Annotated in this window: 12 protein-coding genes; 7 read left to right on the top strand and 5 right to left on the bottom strand. The window is 70.9% G+C overall.

Annotated elements, in window-relative coordinates:
* Positions 1–120: 120 nt before the first annotated feature.
* Positions 121–327: a hypothetical protein gene (locus ACI2K4_RS16330; RefSeq protein WP_404512083.1), complete on the top strand. Its 207-nt coding sequence runs from the start codon at positions 121–123 to the stop codon at positions 325–327.
* Positions 328–452: 125 nt separating this feature from the next.
* Here ACI2K4_RS16330 and ACI2K4_RS16325 read toward each other — a convergent pair whose 3' ends face one another.
* On the bottom strand, positions 453–1,568 hold the full coding sequence (locus ACI2K4_RS16325; RefSeq protein WP_404512081.1) for a polysaccharide pyruvyl transferase family protein: 1,116 nt from the start codon (positions 1,566–1,568) through the stop codon (positions 453–455).
* A gap of 112 nt (positions 1,569–1,680) precedes the next feature.
* Here ACI2K4_RS16325 and ACI2K4_RS16320 point away from each other — a divergent pair, with 112 nt between their 5' ends.
* Both ACI2K4_RS16320 and ACI2K4_RS16315 read left to right on the top strand, forming a co-directional pair.
* Positions 1,681–2,028 carry a PadR family transcriptional regulator gene (locus ACI2K4_RS16320; RefSeq protein WP_404512079.1) on the top strand — a complete coding sequence of 116 codons (348 nt, stop codon included), beginning with the start codon at positions 1,681–1,683 and terminating at the stop codon, positions 2,026–2,028.
* Complete coding sequence (locus ACI2K4_RS16315) at positions 2,025–3,140, top strand: hypothetical protein (protein ID WP_404512077.1); 1,116 nt, start codon at positions 2,025–2,027, stop codon at positions 3,138–3,140. Before ACI2K4_RS16320 ends, ACI2K4_RS16315 begins: the two co-directional genes overlap by 4 nt.
* Before the next feature lie 27 nt (positions 3,141–3,167).
* Here the strand turns inward: ACI2K4_RS16315 and ACI2K4_RS16310 are convergent, their stop codons facing one another.
* Together ACI2K4_RS16310 and ACI2K4_RS16305 are read right to left on the bottom strand one after the other, a co-directional pair.
* Positions 3,168–4,127, bottom strand: coding sequence for a TIGR03885 family FMN-dependent LLM class oxidoreductase (locus tag ACI2K4_RS16310; RefSeq protein ID WP_404512075.1), 960 nt, complete (start codon positions 4,125–4,127; stop codon positions 3,168–3,170).
* A gap of 38 nt (positions 4,128–4,165) precedes the next feature.
* Positions 4,166–5,560: a BTAD domain-containing putative transcriptional regulator gene (locus ACI2K4_RS16305; protein WP_404512073.1), complete on the bottom strand. Its 1,395-nt coding sequence runs from the start codon at positions 5,558–5,560 to the stop codon at positions 4,166–4,168.
* Positions 5,561–5,683: 123 nt separating this feature from the next.
* Between ACI2K4_RS16305 and ACI2K4_RS16300 the strand changes: the two genes are divergently transcribed.
* Positions 5,684–6,214, top strand: a complete 531-nt coding sequence (locus ACI2K4_RS16300; protein ID WP_404512071.1) for a hypothetical protein — start codon at positions 5,684–5,686, stop codon at positions 6,212–6,214.
* 17 nt (positions 6,215–6,231) lie between these two features.
* Here ACI2K4_RS16300 and eccCb read toward each other — a convergent pair whose 3' ends face one another.
* Both eccCb and ACI2K4_RS16290 read right to left on the bottom strand, forming a co-directional pair.
* Positions 6,232–10,614 carry a type VII secretion protein EccCb gene (gene eccCb / locus ACI2K4_RS16295; protein WP_404512069.1) on the bottom strand — a complete coding sequence of 1,461 codons (4,383 nt, stop codon included), beginning with the start codon at positions 10,612–10,614 and terminating at the stop codon, positions 6,232–6,234.
* Between the two features lie 6 nt (positions 10,615–10,620).
* The gene (locus ACI2K4_RS16290) at positions 10,621–11,076 is read right to left on the bottom strand and encodes a hypothetical protein (protein ID WP_404512067.1); all 456 of its coding nucleotides are present in this window, start codon (positions 11,074–11,076) and stop codon (positions 10,621–10,623) included.
* A gap of 318 nt (positions 11,077–11,394) precedes the next feature.
* Here ACI2K4_RS16290 and ACI2K4_RS16285 point away from each other — a divergent pair, with 318 nt between their 5' ends.
* The 3 genes from ACI2K4_RS16285 to ACI2K4_RS16275 all read left to right on the top strand — a co-directional run bounded on the left by ACI2K4_RS16285 (position 11,395) and on the right by ACI2K4_RS16275 (position 17,948).
* Complete coding sequence (locus tag ACI2K4_RS16285) at positions 11,395–12,936, top strand: CehA/McbA family metallohydrolase (protein ID WP_404512065.1); 1,542 nt, start codon at positions 11,395–11,397, stop codon at positions 12,934–12,936.
* A 265-nt stretch (positions 12,937–13,201) separates the two neighbouring features.
* Entirely contained in the window at positions 13,202–16,696 is a 3,495-nt protein-coding gene (locus tag ACI2K4_RS16280; RefSeq protein WP_404512063.1) for a discoidin domain-containing protein, read from the top strand.
* Between the two features lie 673 nt (positions 16,697–17,369).
* On the top strand, positions 17,370–17,948 hold the full coding sequence (locus ACI2K4_RS16275; protein WP_404512061.1) for a dienelactone hydrolase family protein: 579 nt from the start codon (positions 17,370–17,372) through the stop codon (positions 17,946–17,948).
* The last annotated feature ends 223 nt before the right edge of the window (positions 17,949–18,171 follow it).

The following is an 18,171-nucleotide window of genomic DNA, read 5'->3' as shown; positions in this document are numbered from 1 at the left end:
GCCTGCCCGCCCACTGAGACTGTCGGCCCGGACCGGCCCGCCCCGGCCGGCGAACCGTAGCGGTGAGGGTGACCGGCGCGATCGGCTGCGGGCCGGTCCGGGCCCGGGTTAGATGAGGGCATGGGAGCGACCGCGCAGGTCCCGCTGGTCGGTGGGGTGGCCGACGGTGCGGTGGTCACCGTCGAACTCGACGGCCACGGACGCCCGCCGCTGGTCCATCCGCATCTCGGCGAGGGCGGCCTGGCCCAGGCGCAGATGTACGAGTTGGAATCGGCGCGCGACGAGGGGCCGCCCTGGGTCTACCGATGGCGCGGACCGGCCACCTGAGCCAGGGTGATCAGAGCCGCCCGAGCCGAGGTGATCGGAGCCCGCGAGCCGAGGTGATCAGAGCCCACGAGCCGAGGTGATCAGAGCCCGACCTCGGCGATCGAAAGCCGAGCCGGGCGTGGTGGTCAGAGGCGCTTCAGCAGTGGTGTGATGAGCTGACTGGTGAGCCGGGCCTGGTCGCGTACCTCGTCGACCCGGCGCGCGGTGTCCCCGGCCCGCGCCTCCCGCTCGTCCCAGAGCTGGTCGACCTCGGCCAGCAGCGGGCCCTCGACCTCCCGGGCCAGGCCGCTCAGCGCCGGCACCCCGACCCGCTGGGCGAAGTCGAAGACCTTGCCCGCGTACGGCAACGGCAGGAACGGCACACCGGACATCGCGGCGAAGATCAGGAAGTGCAGGCGCATTCCGACGGCCATGTCGAAATGTGGCATCAGGCCCAGAAGTTGCCGGGGCGAGTAGTCGCCGTTGAGGATGCGGCCCCGGTCCGCCGCGGTCATGTGCGAGAGCACGCCGTGGGAGTGTTTGATGTCGTCGCGCTCCATCGGCACGAAGAGCACGTTCGCGTCGAGCCGCCAGACCAGGAAGTCGCCGATCTGGGCCAGCAGGCGGTGGTAGCCGTCGACGTCGAGCCGGGACGCGGCCCGCCCCGGCTCGCGTACGCTCATGCCGACCAGCCGTCGTCCCCGGCGTACCCCCTCGCGGTGCAGCAGCGACACCGGAAACTCCTCCGGTTCGAGCAGGAAGGCCGGGTCGGCGGTGACGTTGATCCGCCGGTTGACCCCGACCTCCTCCAGCACGAGTTGTGACTCGTCGTCGCGTACGGTCACCTCGACCGCGTGTTCGAGGCTCTGCTGCACCATCGAGCAGTCGACCGGGTCGCTCAACGGGCCGGCGCCCACCGCGTAGCTGAAAACCGGCAGGCCGCGCTCCTGGGCAGCCAGGACCAGCCGCAGGTAACGCCGGGCCTCGCTGTCGTACAGGATGCCGCCGCCGCCGAGGATGAGCAGGTCGAGGCGGGCGAGGGTGGCCGCCGAGTCGGCCCGCCTGACCCCGTCCCAGGCGGCCGGTTCGACCCCGGGGTGGGTCCGGCCGGTGTGCTCCGGGTTCCGGGAGAACACGATGATGTGCGCGTCCGGACGCACGGACCGTACGTCGGCCAGCAGTCCGGTCAGGATCGCCTCGTCACCGAGATTGCGTCCGCCGTACGAGCCGATCACGCCGATGGTCGGTCCACCGCCCGACATCCTCACCCCCCGGTGCTGGGCCTGCGCCTACCCACTTCGGCGACCTCCATGCCCGGCTGACGGGATCACGGACACGGTCTTAATATACCGTCGATCGGTATATGCTCCCAACATGAGCCTCCCGCCCCTGACGGAACCGACGTTCCTGATCCTCACCGCCCTGGCGGAGACACCGCAGCACGGCTACGCCGTGATCGGGGACGTGCAACGAATCTCCGACGGCCGGGTGCAACTGCGTGCCGGCACGCTCTACGCCGTACTCGACCGGCTCCGGACCGACGGCCTGATCGAGGTCGACCGGGAGGAGGTGGTCCAGTCGCGGCTGCGTCGCTACTACCGCCTCACCGCCCTCGGCGCTCAACGGCTCGCCGAGGAGGCCGCCCGGCTGCGACACAACGCGGACACGGCCGGCGACCGGCTGCGCCGCGCCGGCCTGCTCCCCGAGGCGGGTCTCGCGTGACCGCCCGCGACCTGGAGAGCCGCTACCGCCGGCTGCTCGCCGTCTACCCGTGGGAACACCGCCGCCGGTACGAGGAGGAGATGCTCGCCGTCCTGTTGGAGGGCGCCCGACCCGGTCAGCGCCGACCGGGGATCGGCGACGTCGCCGACCTGGTCGTCACCGGGCTGCGGGTCCGACTCGGCAGGACCGCCCGTGGTCTCGCCAGCCCCACCTGGTCCGACGCGGCGACGGTGACCGGCCTGCTTGCCGCGCTCGCCCTGCTCACCCTCGCCGGTCACGCGGTGGTGATGGAGCTACCCGTGGAGCCGGGATCGTACGGCTACCGGATGTACGCGCCCCTGGACCTCGTCGAGTGGCTCCGGCTTGCCGGCTGGGGGCTGGTCTGCGTCGCCGTACTCGTCGGGCTGCGCTGGCCCGCCGCCGGCCTCGCCGGGACCGCGGTGGTCGCCGAGACCATCCTGCTGCTGTGGCGCTACGGCGCCGAGCCGGTCCCGGTGGTCGGCGGCCTGTGGCAACTCGCGCTCACGGTCGTCGCGGCAGTCGCGCTGGGCGTGCCCGCGCCGCCTCGCCGGGCCCTTGCCGTGCTCGGCACCGGGCGTCTGGTCCGGGTGGTCCTCGCCCTGGTCGTGGTGGACACGGTCTTCCTGGTCAACCGGGTCGCCAGTGCCGGCATGGGCCGTCACCCCGGGGAGGCGTGGCATGGGCGGAGGTTCGACCTGCTTCTGCTGGAGGACGGACTTATCGGACGCCCGGACCTCGTCGCCACGTCACCCACCGTGCTCTCGCTCTACACCGCCGTCCTCGCCGTGGCCTGTCTGACCCTGCTGTTCACGATCGCCACCACCGACGCCCCGGTACGACGCCGGATCATCGTCCTGCTGGCACCGGTCGTCGCGCTGGTCGTCGTGCTGGAGTCGACCCTCGGCGGGTGGGCCGCCGCCAACGTCCACAGGGGACCCGCGATCTACCTGGTGCCGGCCCAGTGGGTGGCGCTGGCGACCGTACCGGTGCTGACCCTCGCGATCGGTGTACTGCTGGTCCGGCGACGCGAACAGACGCTGCGGATGCTCGCTCTCGGCCGCGACGCCGACCGGGAGCGACCGGCCGACTGAACCCGACACGGTCGCACGGCACCCGGGTCAGGCCAGTTCCGGCAGGATCCGGGTGCCGAAGACGTCGAGGAAGTCGCGCTGGTCCAGCCCGACATGGTGCAGGAAGATCTCGTCCACCCCTAGATCGGCGTACTCCCGCAGCCAGGCGACGAACCGGTCCGGGTCGTTGCCGACCAGGACGTGCTCGCGCATGTCGTCGGGGCGGACGTACGCGGTGGCCCGGGCGAACTCGGCCGGCATGGTCAGGTCCCAGGCGACGTCACTGCCGAGAATTCCGGTACGCCACTGCTCGTGCGCGATCCGCAGTGCCTTCTCCTCGTCCCGGTCCCAGCTCAGGTGCACCTGGAGCTTCACCGGCCTGCCCTGCCCACCACCTTCCCGGTACGCCTCGATCACCGGCCGGAGCTGCTCCACCGGACGGTTGACGGTGATCAGACCGTCCGCCCAGCCACCGACCCAGCGGGCGGTCTCCGGGCTGACCGCCGCTCCGAAGATCGGCGGTGGGGACGCCGGCCGGGTCCACAGTGTGGCCCGGTCGACGGTGACCAGCCCCCGGTGGCTGACACACTCACCCGCGAAGAGTGCCCGCATCACCTCGACCGATTCGAGCAGCCGGGCGTTGCGTTCGTCCTTCGCCGGCCAGCGCTCGCCGGTGATGTGCTCGTTGACCGCCTCGCCGCTGCCGACCGCCATCCAGAACCGGTCCGGGAACATCTCGGCCAGGGTCGCGGCGGCCTGCGCCACGATCGCCGGGTGGTAACGCTGACCGGGTGCGTTCACGACGCCGAACGGCAGATTGGTGGTGGCCAGCGCGGCGCCGAGCCAGGACCAGGCGAAGCCCGACTCGCCCTGCTCGGGACCGAACGGCGCGAAGTGGTCGGAGCACATCGCCCGGGTGAAGCCGGCCTGCTCGGCGGCCTGCACCTGGCGTAGCAGCTCGCTCGGCGGAAGCTGCTCGTGCGATGCGTGGAACCCGTACGTGGTCACCCGGACCTCCCGGCCGTTGAACGGACACCTGTTCCGTCCTAGTGCCCGCCGCGCCGAGATCCCGAAACCCGACCAGCGCTCCCCGGTCGACCGACCGGCGCACACGGAGCCGCCCCGGTTGGTCGGCCGCAGGCCGCGAGACTGCACCAGCGGCGCTGACCGGTCTCGTCCAGGAAGAGCCAGCCGCAGGTCGGCTCCGTGCAGACCCGCACGGTGGACCGGCGCAGGTCGGCCAGGAGTTCGGCCGCGCTCCACGCGACGGCGTGCAGCGGTACGCGGAGCCCGGTCGCCGGGTCCGGCCGCCACCGTCCCCGACCGTCCGCGTCCCGCCCGAACACCAGCGTCCTCGCGGCGGCCTCGGCGAACCGCCCCACGTCGGCGAACGCCCGCTCGTCCCGGTCGGTGAGGCAGGCGTAGAGCCGGGTACGCAGGACGCGGGCGTCGTCGAGGGCGGCGGCGGCCTGGGCCGGTTCACGCCGCGCGAGGGTCTCCAGTCGGTCCACCTCGACATCGTCGACAAGACCCAGGTACCCGGCCCACACCGCCAGCGTGCGGTAACCGCGCAGCCACTCCGCGCCGGGCAGCGGGGTGCCGAGCCCCCAACCGGCGAAGGTGTTGCAGAAATCCAGGGCCGGGTGCCCGCCGACGGCCCACGGCAGCGCCTCGTCACGCACCCGCACCTCGTACGCGGGCCGATCGAGCGGGTGGTCGTCGCGCAGAATCCGACGGTGCGTCTCGCGCAGCCGCGATCCCGGCTCCACCCCGAGGTCGTCGACGAGCCGCTGTCGCGTCGTCCGGTACAGCGCCAGGGCGTCGCCCTGGCGGGAGGCCCGGTGCAGGGCCGTCATCAGGGTCGAGACCAGCCGTTCCCGGGTCGGGAACTGACCGACCAGCGGGTTCAGCTCGCTGACCACGAGCGCGTGCTGCCCCAGGGCGAGCCGCGCCTCGGCCCTCAGTTCGATGCCGACCAACCGCAGTTCCTCGGTCGGGCCGTGCAGCCGTTGCCGTAGCTCCTCGTCGGCACTGTCGGCGAGCAGGGGGCCGCGCCACAGCGCCAGTGCCCGGTCGAGCAGCCGTACCCGTTCGGTGGGGTCGGTGAGCACGCCGGCCCGGGAGACGAGCCGGCCGAACTCCTCGACGTCGACCTGGTGTCCGTCGGCCTCCACCAGGTAACCGTCCCCGACGGTACGGATGTGCACGCCGTACGGGGTCAGTGAGCTACGGAGCCGACCGACGTACGTCTGCACGACACCGCGCGACGCGGCCGGGGGGCGACCGTGCCAGAGCAGGTCGACCAGGCGCTCGGTGGTGACCAGGCGGCCCGCGGCGAGCAGCAGCACGGCGAGGACGCACCGCTCCTGACGGCGTCTGCCGATCTCGACGGGCTGGCCGTCGTGGCGCGCTTCGAACGGGCCGAGTAACCGGAATTCCATACCAACCGAAACCTCCTGGCCGCCCCCGACGGTTGCCGGCCCGGCCAGTCGTGGTGAGGACGTGGTGAGCGGTGCCGGTGATCCTGGCCGGGCCGAACTGCCGGTGGGAGAGGGAGAGTGGTCATGCGTTGGAGACTGAGGATCGGCGCCGTGCTGGCGGTCGTACTGGTGGCGACCGCGCCCGGCACGGCGTCCGCCGCGACCGGCGGCGACCTGGGCGGAGACGGCGGTTGGGTGCCGGCGCCGCAGGAGGCGTTCGAGATGCCGGCCGGTGCCCGCTGTGACTTCGCCGTTCGGGTCAGGCCGGTGGTGGACGAGGTACGCAAACTGGTGCTGGCGGTGTATCCGGACGGTTCGCCGAGGCGGGAGCTGTACACGGGTGCGCTGCTCAACGAGGTGACGAACCTGGAAACCGGGGTGACGAGCCTGGCTGACGCGGGTGGCAGCTCGCTGGTCGAGTACGCCACCGACGGCTCGATGACCTGGTACGTCACCGGCCCGGTGCTGCTCGGCTTCCGGGAGAACGCCGGCTCCCTGCCACGGGGTCTCTGGATCGTCGACGGGGTGTTCCGGGTGGCGTTCACCCCGACCTTCGACAAGACCATCACGATGGTGCACGGCACGACGCACAACGTCTGTACCGACGTGGACTGAGCAGCGCGGGCCCGGTCTCAGGCTTCGGTGAGCGCGGTCTGGACGAGCTGTGCGCCGTCGCGGCGGCGTACCAGGGTGCCCCGGCCAGGCGGCAGCGCGCTCGGCCGGATGGTGCCGAGCACCGCGCCCTCCTCCCGCCTGCCCGACATCAGCAGTCCCGGGGTCTCGATGTCGCGCAGGCGTTGCAGGACCGGTTCGTACAGCGCGCGGGCCAGGCCGCCGACCCGCCGGGCCAGGATCAGGTGCAGGCCGATGTCGCGGGCCTGCGGCAGCAGTTCGAGCAGTACGGTCAGCGGGTTGCTGCCGCCGGTCGCGACCAGGTCGTAGTCGTCGACCAGGAGGTACAGCTCGGGGCCCGTCCACCAGGAGCGGGTGCGCAACTGCTCGGGGGTGACATCCGGCGGTGGGAGCCGGGCCTCCATCGAGAGCCGGACGTGGCCGAGCAGTTCGCCGAAGACCTGGTTGGAGGAGGCATAGCCGATCAGGTGCTCGCTCTCGACCACCCCGAGCAGGCTGCGCCGGTAGTCCGCGACGACGACCCGTGCCTGCGCCGGGCTGTACCGCTCGACGATGCCGCGTGCGATCAGCCGCAGCAGGTTGGACTTGCCGCACTCCGCGTCGCCGAAGACGGTCAGGTGCGGGTCGAGCGCGGGTTCGAGGTAGACGGGTGCGAGGGCGGTCTCGTTCACCCCGATCGGGATTCCGGGCCGGAGCGGGTCGGCGAGCCGGTGCAGCTCGTCCGCGGTGAGCATCCGGGGCAGCCGGCGTACGGCCGGCGCCGGCTCGCCGGGCCAGAAGGTGCGTACCTTCCGGGCGAGCTTACCGATGGCGCCGCCGACGTCCTCCCCCATCGCTCCGCCGTCGATCCGGGGCGCGGCGGCGACGAAGTGCATCCGCTCGGGGGTGATGCCCCGGCCGGGTACGGCGCTCGGCACGTTCCGGGCGGCCCGGCGGTCGATCTCCGAGTCGGCCGGGTCGGTCAGCCGCAGCTCCAGCCGGAGCCCGAACTGCTCGCGCGTACTCAACCGGATCTCCGCCCAGCGTACGGCGGTGACGATCACGTGCACCCCGAAGCCGAGCCCCCGCGAGGCCAGGGTGGCGACGGTCTGTTCGAGTTCCTCGTGCTCCTGGCGCAGCAGGCTCCAGCCGTCGACCACGAGGAAGACGTCGCCGAACGGGTCGTCCGGGAACTCTCCGGCCGCCCGGAGCTGGCGGTACTCGGCCATCGAGGCGATGTCCGCATCGACGAACGTCTTCTCCCTCGCCTCCAGGATGTTCACCACCTCGGCGACGGTCCGCCGGATTCCCTCCGGGTCGCGCCGGTTGGCGATCCCGCAGACGTGTGGCAGCGGCGCCAGCCCGGAGAGCACGCCACCACCGAAGTCCAGGCCGAAGAACTGCACCTCACGTGGTGTGTGGGTGAGTGCGAGCGCGGCGACGGTGGTGGTCACCAGCATGCTCTTGCCGGAGCGCGGGCCACCGACCACGGCGACGTTCCCGGCCGGGCCGGTGAGGTCGAGCACGAGCCGGTCCCGTCGCTGCTCGGCGGGGAGGTCGACCAGTCCGACCGGTGCCGTCAGCGGTACGCGTTCGGGGGTACGGAGCCCGTGTGCCGTGTCCTCGACCAGGTCCAGCAGTGTGTCGAGGGCCGGCGGTTCACCGAGCGGCGGTAGCCACACCCGGTGCACCGGGGGGCCGGAGGAGTTCAGCCGCAGCGCCAGCACCACGATGTCGAGCACGCTGCGTCCGGCGTACTCCGCGCTCTCGGAGAGCCGCTCCGGCAACCGTCCCTGGTACGGCGCGGAGAGGTACGCGGCACGGAACCGGGTGAGCGTACTGGTGCCGATCTTGAGGTAGCCGTGGCCGGGCGCGTTGGGCAGCTCGTACGCGTCCGGCACCCCGATCACGGTCCGGCTCTCCACGGCGGAGAACGTACGCAGCGCGATCCGGTACGACAGCTGGGAGTCGAGCCCGCGCAGCTTGCCCTCCTCCAACCGCTGGCTGGCCAGGAGCAGGTGCACCCCGAGCGATCGGCCGAGCCGACCGATCAGGACGAAGACCTCGACGAAGTCCGGCCTGGCGGCGAGCAGTTCGGTGAACTCGTCGCAGACGACCAGCAGCGACGGCATCGGTGCCAGGCCGGGATTGTCGACCCGGAGACGCTCGTAGTCCGACCGGCTGCTCACATTTCCGGCCCGGCGCAACATCTCCTGGCGGCGCCGCAGCTCACTCTCCAGGGCCTCGGCCGCCCGGTCGACCAGCGACAGGTCGTCGGCGAGGTTGGTGATCACCGCGCTGGTCTGCGGCAGCAGCGCCAGTGGTGCGAAGGTCGCTCCGCCCTTGTAGTCGACCAGCAGGAAGTTCAGTTGCTCCGGGGTGTGCCGGACCGCGAGGGCGGCGACGATCGTACGCAGCAGTTCGCTCTTGCCGGAGCCGGTCGCCCCGACCAGCAGCCCGTGCGGACCCATCCCCTCCTGGGCCGCCTCCTTCAGGTCGAGCAGGACCGGCGCACCGTTCTCGTCGAGACCGATCGGTACGCGCAGTTGGTCCGGCCCGAGCCGGGTGCCGGTCCCGCCGGATTCCAGCAACTCGGGGTAGCCCGGCACGCCGAGCACGGTGAGCACGTCGTCGCGGGACGGCACCTGGTTGCCCGGCCACTGGGTCGGGCCCGTCTCCGGCAGCGGCGGTGTCCCCCACGACGGCAGGCCCCCCGACACCGGCGGGCTGCCCCACGCCTGCGAGATGGTGGTGACCATCAGCGCGGCCCCGTCGGGCGCCTGTTCGACCACCTCGGTTTCGCCGTCGACCTCGCTCGGGGTGAGGTCGGGCAGCGCGATCCGGAACGTCTGCCGGCCGTGCAGGGCCCAGCCGGGCAGGTTGACCGGGAGGCGACCGGCCTGGTCGGGGTTGACCAGGGACTCGGCCGGCTGGGTCAGCCGGGTCTCGATCCGCGACTGCGGCAGTTCGAGCAGTTCCTCGGGGATGCTCTGCCAGTTCCGGTCGATCACGGCGACGTGGACGCCGTACCCGAGGCCCTTGTTGGCCAGGCCGATGACCCGGGGGACGAAGTCGTGCACCAGACTGGCGAAGTCCTGCCAGCGGTCGACAACGAGGAACACGTCCGGGTACGGCCCACCGCCGAGCGTGGCGCGCTTGGCCCGCAGGCTCGTCGGTGACTCCAACTCGTGCTCGCGGAACAGCCGCTTGCGGTGCAGCACGTCGAGTTCGAGCTGGTCGAGCAGTTTGCTGACCTCGCTCACCTCGTCGTCGCCGACCACCGCCCGTACGTGTGGCAGCCGGCGCATCGGGCCGAGCCAGTTGCCGCCGGATTCGAGGCAGTAGAAGGCGACCTCGCTGTCGGTGTGGGTGAGTGCGAGCCCGCCGATGATGGTGCGCAGCAGGGTGGTCTTGCCCGTGCCGGCCCGACCGACGACGAGCAGGTGCCCCTCGGTCGAGGCGAGGTCGAGCCAGACCGGTTCGCCGGCCGGCTGGTCGATCCGTTGGGCCTGGCCGACCGGCACCTTGAGCAGTCCCCGGCGGCGCCACTCGGTGGCGCAGAGGCGTACGTCGTCGGCTGGTTCGAGCGGGCCGAGCAGGTCGCCGAGGCGCACCTCCCGCTGGTCGCGGTGGCGTCGCTGGCGGTGGTGCCCGTCCCGGGAGAGGGCGAGGTGGATCTCGTCGCTGGCCCGGCCGAACTGGCACGGGGACTGGTTCGGCGCCCGCCGGGGCAGTTCCATCCGGACGTACCGCCAGAGGTCCTCCGGGGTGATCCGGCCGTTGCCGGTGATGTCGGCGGCGCCGGTGCTCAGTCCCTGGATGATCGTCTCGGTGAAGGCGGACCGGAGCCGGGGCGTGACCTCGGTCGCCGGCCGCCCGTCGTCGGCCCGCTCGACGGAGTTGGTGGCGGTGATGACGTACCGGCCGTAGCCGGCGCTCAGTTCGCCGTCGATCGGCAGGTCGTCGGTGGACTTGAGCCCGTGCCCCTCGAACGCGCCGCTGTAACAGCAGTCGAGCAGGATGACGGAGCTTGCGGCGTCGGACTCGTCGAGCAGTTCGCGGACGAAGGAGGCGGAGACCGCGGTGGAGGACAACGCGTCCAGCTCGGTGTTGGCGACCGCCAGGTAGAGCCGTCCGCGTTTGGTGCTGCGGATGCCGTGGCCGGAGAAGTAGAGCAGGATCAGGTCTTCCGGGCCGGCGGTGCGCAGCATCGTCTCGATCGCCCGCTCGACCGCGCTCTTCGACTCGTTCTCCAGCAGCACGGTGTGGTCGAAGGCGCCGACGTCCGCGTCCGCGAGCAGACTGTGCAGGTCGCGGGCCTCCTCGCGCGGGGCGTAGAGGTCGGCCAGCGACTCGTCGATGTAACGGTCGTTCGCGATCAGCAGGGCGAGTCGCTGTCCCATGGTCGCTCAGCGGCCGGCGTGGTCGGCCCGCCCGCCCTCGACGGCGGGCCGCGCCTCCCGGTCGGCGACGCCGGTCGGCCCGGCGGCTGCCGGTGCCGCAGCGAAGATCTGCTCCAGCTTGGCGACCAGGACCGGATCGTCGATCCGGCTGGAGCCGGTGATGACAAGTTCGTGGTCGCCGCTGCGCAGCCGGATCGAGCGCGCCTTGGCCCGCTCGGCGTACGCGATGGCGATCTGGGCGATCGTGCGCATGGTGGTGGCCGAGAAGACCCCGCCGACCAGGAGCATGCCCAGCTCCCACGCCTGGGGCGACTTGCCGGGGCCGACCGCGGTGGAGCCGGCGTTGCCGACCCGGAGTCCCGGCACGGCCCGCAGGTCCTCGGCCAGCCCTCGGGCGAGGGAGTCGAGCCGTTCGGCGGCGACGGACGCGTGCGTCTCGATCGCGACGGCAACCTCGGACATCGTGACCCCTCCCACGGTTCGAACGCGTCTACATTGAACACCACTTTCCCGGCGCCGGTCGCCGATGCATCCGGCGGGTCGGCACCGGTCCGGTCACGAGTCGGTGCCGGCCGGGTTCGCGGTCCAGCCGGTCGCCGCCGGTCGCCGCCGGTCGCTGCGGCAAAGCGGACATGTCCGGCGGCCGAACATCCGGTCGACTCCCGGGGCGCACCGCGCTCGACCGGCCCCACATCTCCGGCATTGTTTACTTTCCAGTGGTTTCTGCGTACCTCTGCGGGCCTAGCGTCGGGCCCACTGTCCACCAATGCGGAGGTACGCATGACTTCCGGAGACCTGACCCGTCGTAATCTCCTGGCGACGGGAAGTGTCCTGGCCGCCGGCGCCACGATCAACCTGCTGCCCGGCGTCGCGTTCGCCGCGCCCGCGTCCGACGAGACCGGTTCGGCCGGCGCGACCGGTACGACCGAGCAGACCAAGACCGTCACCGGCACCTTCACCCCGAGCATCTCGGACTGGTACTACCTGCCGGTCCAGGTGCCGCGCGGGGTGAACCAGATCGACGTCGTCTACTCGTACGACAAGCCGGCCGTGCCCGCCGGCACCCGGGGCAACGCCTGCGACATCGGCATGTTCGGCCCCGAGGGGCACCAGATCGGCAACGAGCGCGGCTTCCGGGGCTGGTCCGGCGGCTTCCGCGACCGCTTCTCGATCAGCGCCACCGAGGCGACGCCCGGTTACCTCGCCGGCCCGATCACCCCCGGCACCTGGCACGTCATCCTCGGCCCGTACACGGTCGCGCCGCAGGGACTGAACTACCAGGTGACGATCACCCTGCACTTCGGCCCGCAGGGCAAGCCGTTCAAGCCGAACCCGGCCCCGCTGACCGCGCCGACCAAGCAGCGCGGCAAGGCGTGGTACCGGGGCGACGCGCACCTGCACACGGTCCACTCCGACGGTCGCCGTACGCCGCCGGAGCTGGTCGCCGAGGCGCGCGCCGCCGGCCTGGACTTCATGGTTTCCACCGACCACAACACCTCCAGCTCGGCCTTGCAGTGGGGCGAGCACGCCACCGACGACCTGCTGATCCTCAACGGTGAGGAGGTCACCACCCGGTCCGGGCACTGGCCCGCGATCGGGCTGCCGGCCGGCAAGTGGATCGACTGGCGTTACCGCGCCGCCGACCCGGCCGACTTCCGCCGCTTCGCCGAGCAGGTACACAGGGCCGGTGGTCTGGTGACCGCCGCGCACCCGTTCGCCAACTGCTTCGGTTGCAGCTACGAGTTCGCGTACGAGATCGCCGACCTGGTCGAGGTCTGGAACGGGCCGTGGACCGACGAGGACCAGCAGACGGTCAACCACTGGGACGGGCTGCTCCGCGCCGGCCAGTTCATCCCGGCGATCGGCAACTCCGACGCGCACAGCCCCGGCCAGACCGTGGCGCTGCCACACACCGTGGTCTACGCCGACAACCTGCGCCGGGAGCCGCTGCTCGCCGGGCTGAAGGCGGGCCGCTCCTGGCTGGCCGAGTCGGCGGCGGTGAACCTCTCCCTGACCGCGAGCGCGGACGGGCGTACCGCCGGCATCGGCGAGCGGCTGAAGGCCGAGATCGGCACCCCGGTCACGGTCGAGGTCGCGGTCTCCGGCGTGCCGGGCACCACCGTCACCATCCTCGACCAGCTCGGCAAGGAGTACAGCGAGGCGGTGCCGGAGACCGGCGGCGCGACCATCCGCTGGACCACCTACCCGCGCTACAGCCGCTGGGTGCGGGCCGAGGTCCGCCGCGCCTCGGGTGGCCCGAACACCACCACGCCGAACGCGATGGTGGCGATGACCAACCCGATCTTCCTCGGCCGCGACTGATCATTGCGTCACACGGCCGCACGGGCCCGGGGACCAGCACGGTTCCCGGGCCCTTTTGTAACAACGGTACGGAAGTTCCGCCGGCACTCTCGAAAGGTGTAGCGATTTCGACGAATGTCAATTAGTGTGACGCCAACCTCAACGCGGCGTATCGGCGAAGCCCAATCGTCGGCAGGACGGTCCCCCGAGTCGGCGTCTCCCGGGGACCCCTTCCGACACCGTCGCTTGTGGACCGTCCCGCACCACCCATCGCCCAGGAGACGCCATGGACAGACGATCGTTTCGTCATGCCCTCGTAGCCACCGCCCTCACCCTGCTCGTCCCCACCGCCCTACCGTCGGTCGCGTACGCGGCACCGGTCGAAGCCGCGCCGGTCGCGCTGGCCCCGAACGCCGCCGACGTGCCACCGCAGGAACCCGGCGTCACGTTGCGGGTCTTCGACGTACAGGTGCCGCTGGACGAGATCTGCGTCCTCAAGCCCGGCCAGACCCCGAACGTCGACAAGCTGATGCCGACCATCAACTGGACCACCACCACGGACTTCGGCGGCATCTCCGACAACTTCGTGAGCCAGGTGATCGGCAACGTCAACATCGCCCAGGCGGGCACGTACAACTTCCGTCTCTTCAGCGACGACGGGTCACGGCTGACCATCGACAACACGGTGGTGATCGACCACGACGGCCTGCACGGCGCCAACCCGCCGGCCGAGGGCGCGATCACCCTGACCGCCGGCTACCACTCGCTGCGCATCGACCACTTCGACCGTACGGTCGACCAGCAGATCACCCTGCACTGGCAGCCGCCCGGCGCCTCGTCCTTCGTGCTGGTGCCGAACTCGGTGCTGAGCACCGACGCCGGGGTGGTACGCGTGACCGCTCCCGGCCAGAAGCAGTGCGAGGCGAGCACCGACACCCCCGGTGACGGCCTGCCGCTGACCTCGGTGCACCCGAACTACACCCTGACCAACCTGCGCCCGAGCGGCTTCCAGCCGCAGGTGACCGGGATGGACTTCTTCCCGGACGGCCGGCTCGCCATCACCACCTGGGGCGGCACCGACAACGTGCTCGGCGAGGTCTGGGTGCTGCGCAACGCCACCGGCAACACCGGCCCCGGCCAGGTGACCACCCAACGGGTGGCGAGCGGGCTGCGCGAACCGCAGGGCATCAAGATCGTTGACGGCAAGATCTACGTGTCGGAGAAACATCGGCTGACCGAGCTCAACGACACCAACGGCGACGGCGTCACCGACAACTACCGTACGGTCGCCACCTGGCCCTTCGGCGGTAACTTCCACGAGTTCGGCTTCGGCCTGCTCTACCAGGACGGGTTCTTCTACCTGAACCTCTCCGTCTCGATCAACCTGGGCGGCAACACCACCGACCCGCAGCCGGCACCGAACCGGGGCACCACCATCAAGGTGGACCGCAACACCGGCGCGGTGTCGTACGTCGCGGGCGGTCTGCGTACGCCGCACGGCATCGGCTGGGGGCCGGAGGGCGGCATCTTCGTCACCGACAACCAGGGCGGCTGGCTCCCCTCGTCGAAGCTGCTGCACGTCAAGCAGGACCGGTTCTTCAACCACTACATGAACCCGGCTGGCCCGTTCGACAACCGCCCGGTGACCAAGCCGGTGCTCTGGATGCCGCAGAACGAGATCGCCAACTCGCCGAGCACCCCGGTCTTCCTCAACAGCGGCACCTTCGCCGGCCAGATGCTGATCTCCGACGTGACGTACGGCGGCATCCAGCGGGCGTACCTGGAGAAGGTCAACGGTGAGTACCAGGGCGCGCTGTTCCGGCTCACCCAGGGGCTGGAGGCCGGTGTCACCGAGCTGACCCAGGGACCGGACGGCGCGATCTACGCCGGTGGGCTCGGCGCGGGCGGCAACTGGGGCCAGGAGGGCAAGCTCAGCTACGGCCTGCAGAAGCTGACCCCGAACGGCGCGAACACCTTCGACATCCTGGCCATGCGGGCGACCGCCACCGGCTTCGAGATGGAGTACACCCAGCCCCTGTCGGCGGCCACCGCAGCGGCGCTGGCCACGGCGTACAAGGTGCAGCAGTGGCGCTACCAGCCCACCTCCGCGTACGGCGGGCCGAAGCTGAACCTGCAGAACCTGACCGTCTCCTCGGCCACCCTGTCGGCGGACGGCAGGAAGGTCAACCTGGTGATCAACGGTCTCCAGGCCGACCGGGTGGTGTACGTCCGCTCGCCCCGGCCGTTCACCTCGAACACCGGCCAGGCGCTCTGGAGCACGGAAGCCTGGTACACCCTGAACAACCTGCCCGGCACCGCCAACCAGACCAACCTGGCGCTGGGCAAGCCGGCCACCGCCGACTCCTCCTGCAACGCCAACGAGGCCCCGGCGAAGGCGGTCAACGGCAGCGTCGGCGGCGGCACCACCGACAAGTGGTGCTCGACCGGCGCCAACAAGTGGCTCCAGGTCGACCTCGGCTCGACCCAGTCGGTGAACCGGTTCGTGGTCCAGCACGCCGGGGCCGGCGGTGAGCAGACCGGCTGGAACACCCGCGACTTCACCATCGCGACCAGCACCAACGGCACCACCTGGTCGACCGCCGCCACGGTCACCGGCAACACCGCCTCGACCACCACGCACACGATCAACGCGGTCCAGGCCCGCTACATCAGGCTGAACATCACCGCACCGGAGTCCGGCGGCGGCACCGCCGCCCGGATCTACGAGTTCGAGGCGTACTCCGGGACGACTCCCCCGCCGACCACCAACCTCGCGGTCGGCAAGCCGGCCACCGCCGACTCCTCCTGCAACGCCGACGAGGCCCCGGCGAAGGCGGTCAACGGCAGTTACACCGGCGGCAACCTCGACAAGTGGTGCTCGACCGGCGCGAACAAGTGGCTCCAGGTCGACCTGGGCGCGGCGACCACGGTCAGCCAGTTCGTCGTACGGCACGCCGGGGCCGGGGGCGAGAACACCGCCTGGAACACCCGCGACTTCACGATCGCGACCAGCACCAACGGCACCACCTGGTCGACCGCCGCCACGGTCACCGGCAACACCGCGTCGTCGACCACGCACGACATCACCCCGGTCCAGGCGCGCTACGTCCGGCTGAACATCACCGCGCCGACCAACACCACGGACGGGGCGGCCAGAATCTACGAGTTCGAGGCGTACGGCACCGCCACTCCGCCGGCCCGGATCAACCTCTTCGACGGCAGCAACCTGTCGCAGTGGGAGCACACCAACGGGGCGGCGGCGACCTGGCCGGTCTCCGGCGGTTCGGCCGAGGTGCTCGGCGGTGACCTGCGTACCAAGCAGAGCTTCGGCGACTTCAAGCTGCACGCCGAGTTCTGGATCCCGAACCTGCCGCCGGAGGTGACCGGCCAGGCGCGCGGCAACAGCGGCGTCTACCTCCAGGACCGGTACGAACTCCAGGTGCTCGACTCGTTCGGCGACACCACGCCGGCCGACAACGAGTGCGGCGGCTTCTACCAGAAGCGGGCGCCGGACAGTAACCGGGCGACGGCGCCGGAGACCTGGCAGACGTACGAGATCACCTTCCGGGCGGCCCGCTGGAACGGCACCACCAAGACCGAGAACGCACGGGTGACGGTGGTCTGGAACGGCGTTGTCGTACACAACAACGTCGAGATCAACGGCTCCACCGGCGGCGGTGCCGCCGAGGGACCGAGCGTCGCCCCGATCCGGCTCCAGGACCACGGCGACCCGGGCGCCAACGTCCGTTACCGCAACATCTGGATCGAACCGCAGGTCTGACCACCGTCCGACGGGCCGCTGACGGTCCTTCGGCGCGGGCAGAAAGCCGGCCACCGTACGACCCTCGACCGTCCGTGACGGTAACCGGGGATCGTACGGTGGCCGTTCGCGTGGACCCGGGTGGTCGCCCGCGGACCACCGGTGAACCTCCACCCCGAGTTGCCCGTCCCTCATTACGCGAGGGTCAAAACCAGGTTAGGAGCAGAAATGCCAGAAACGAAATCGAATAAATGGTGGTGGGCCAACTGTTCGAGAAAGTTGGCGGCCCGGCATTCTTCGACGCACTTCCCGAGAGAGTGCGGGATTATGTCAATGAGAAATTGCCCGGGCTCAGAATGCCGCCACCGCCTCCTCTCACACTCACGATGGGTGCCTGGGGGCAGACGGCACCATCACCTCGGACCGCGACGAACTCGCAGCGCAACCCGCAGGATCTGAGATCCGTAGCGGCCAGCCTCGCCTCCTCGGCTTCCCGCATCAGGCCCCCCGCTCGGCGCGCATCCCCTTCAGCTTCCACACCGGGGGCCGTGTCAGACACGGGAGCGCAGCAACACCAGCAACCGGGACAGACTCAGGCCCGGCCACGCTGACAAGGGAAGGGTGAACTGTCGGGGGTGCGGGCCATACTCGTCGCGGCGGAGCCGCCGGCTCCGTACGAGTCGGAGGAGCGGACATGGCCGAAGTTTTGTTGTTCCACCACGCGCAGGGGCTGACGTCCGGCGTACGCGCGTTCGCCGGGCAACTGGAACGGGCGGGTCACACCGTCCACCTACCCGACCTCTACGACGGAGAGGTCTTCGACAACGTCGACGACGGCATGGGGTACGCCCAGAAGCTCGGCTTCCCGCACGCGATCCTCGAACGGGGCCGGGCCGCCGCCGAAGGGCTGCCGGCCGGGCTGGTCTACGCCGGTTTCTCCCTCGGTGTGCTGCCGGCGCAGCTCCTGGCCCAGACCCGGCCCGGCGCGAAGGGCGCACTGTTCTACTACTCCACCGTCCCGGCCGAGGAGTTCGGGAGCTGGCCGGCGGGGGTGCCGGCGCAGATCCACGCGATGGACGCGGACGCGTTCTTCGTCGACGAGGGCGACATCGACGCGGCCCGCGCGCTGGTCGCGTCGAACCCGGAAACCGAGCTGTTCCTCTACCCCGGCGACCGGCACCTGTTCGCCGACGGCAGCCTGCCGGACTACGACGAACGGGCGGCTACCCAACTCACCGAGCGGACGCTCGCCTTCCTCGAGAAAATCGGCTAGCCCGGACGCCACCGCCGCGGACCGCCCGGCCCGCCCGGCCCACCCGGAGCGTCCCTCTCCGGCAGCGGGCGGAAGGTATGACGTGGCAAATTCGTACATGGAATTTCATGTACTCACACGTTTTAACGTGTACGACCGAACCGAGTCATCACTTCCAGCCGGCCCGCCGCCCACGGCCCGCCCCACCACCCGCCCCCACGACCCGCCGCCCACCGGAACCGAT

It is taken from the genome of Micromonospora sp. NPDC050397 (genome assembly GCF_044901685.1).
In the GTDB taxonomy this organism is placed as follows: domain Bacteria; phylum Actinomycetota; class Actinomycetes; order Mycobacteriales; family Micromonosporaceae; genus Micromonospora_G.
Note: the sequence above shows the minus strand (reverse complement) of the source record. Positions and strands in the feature narration are given on the sequence as shown.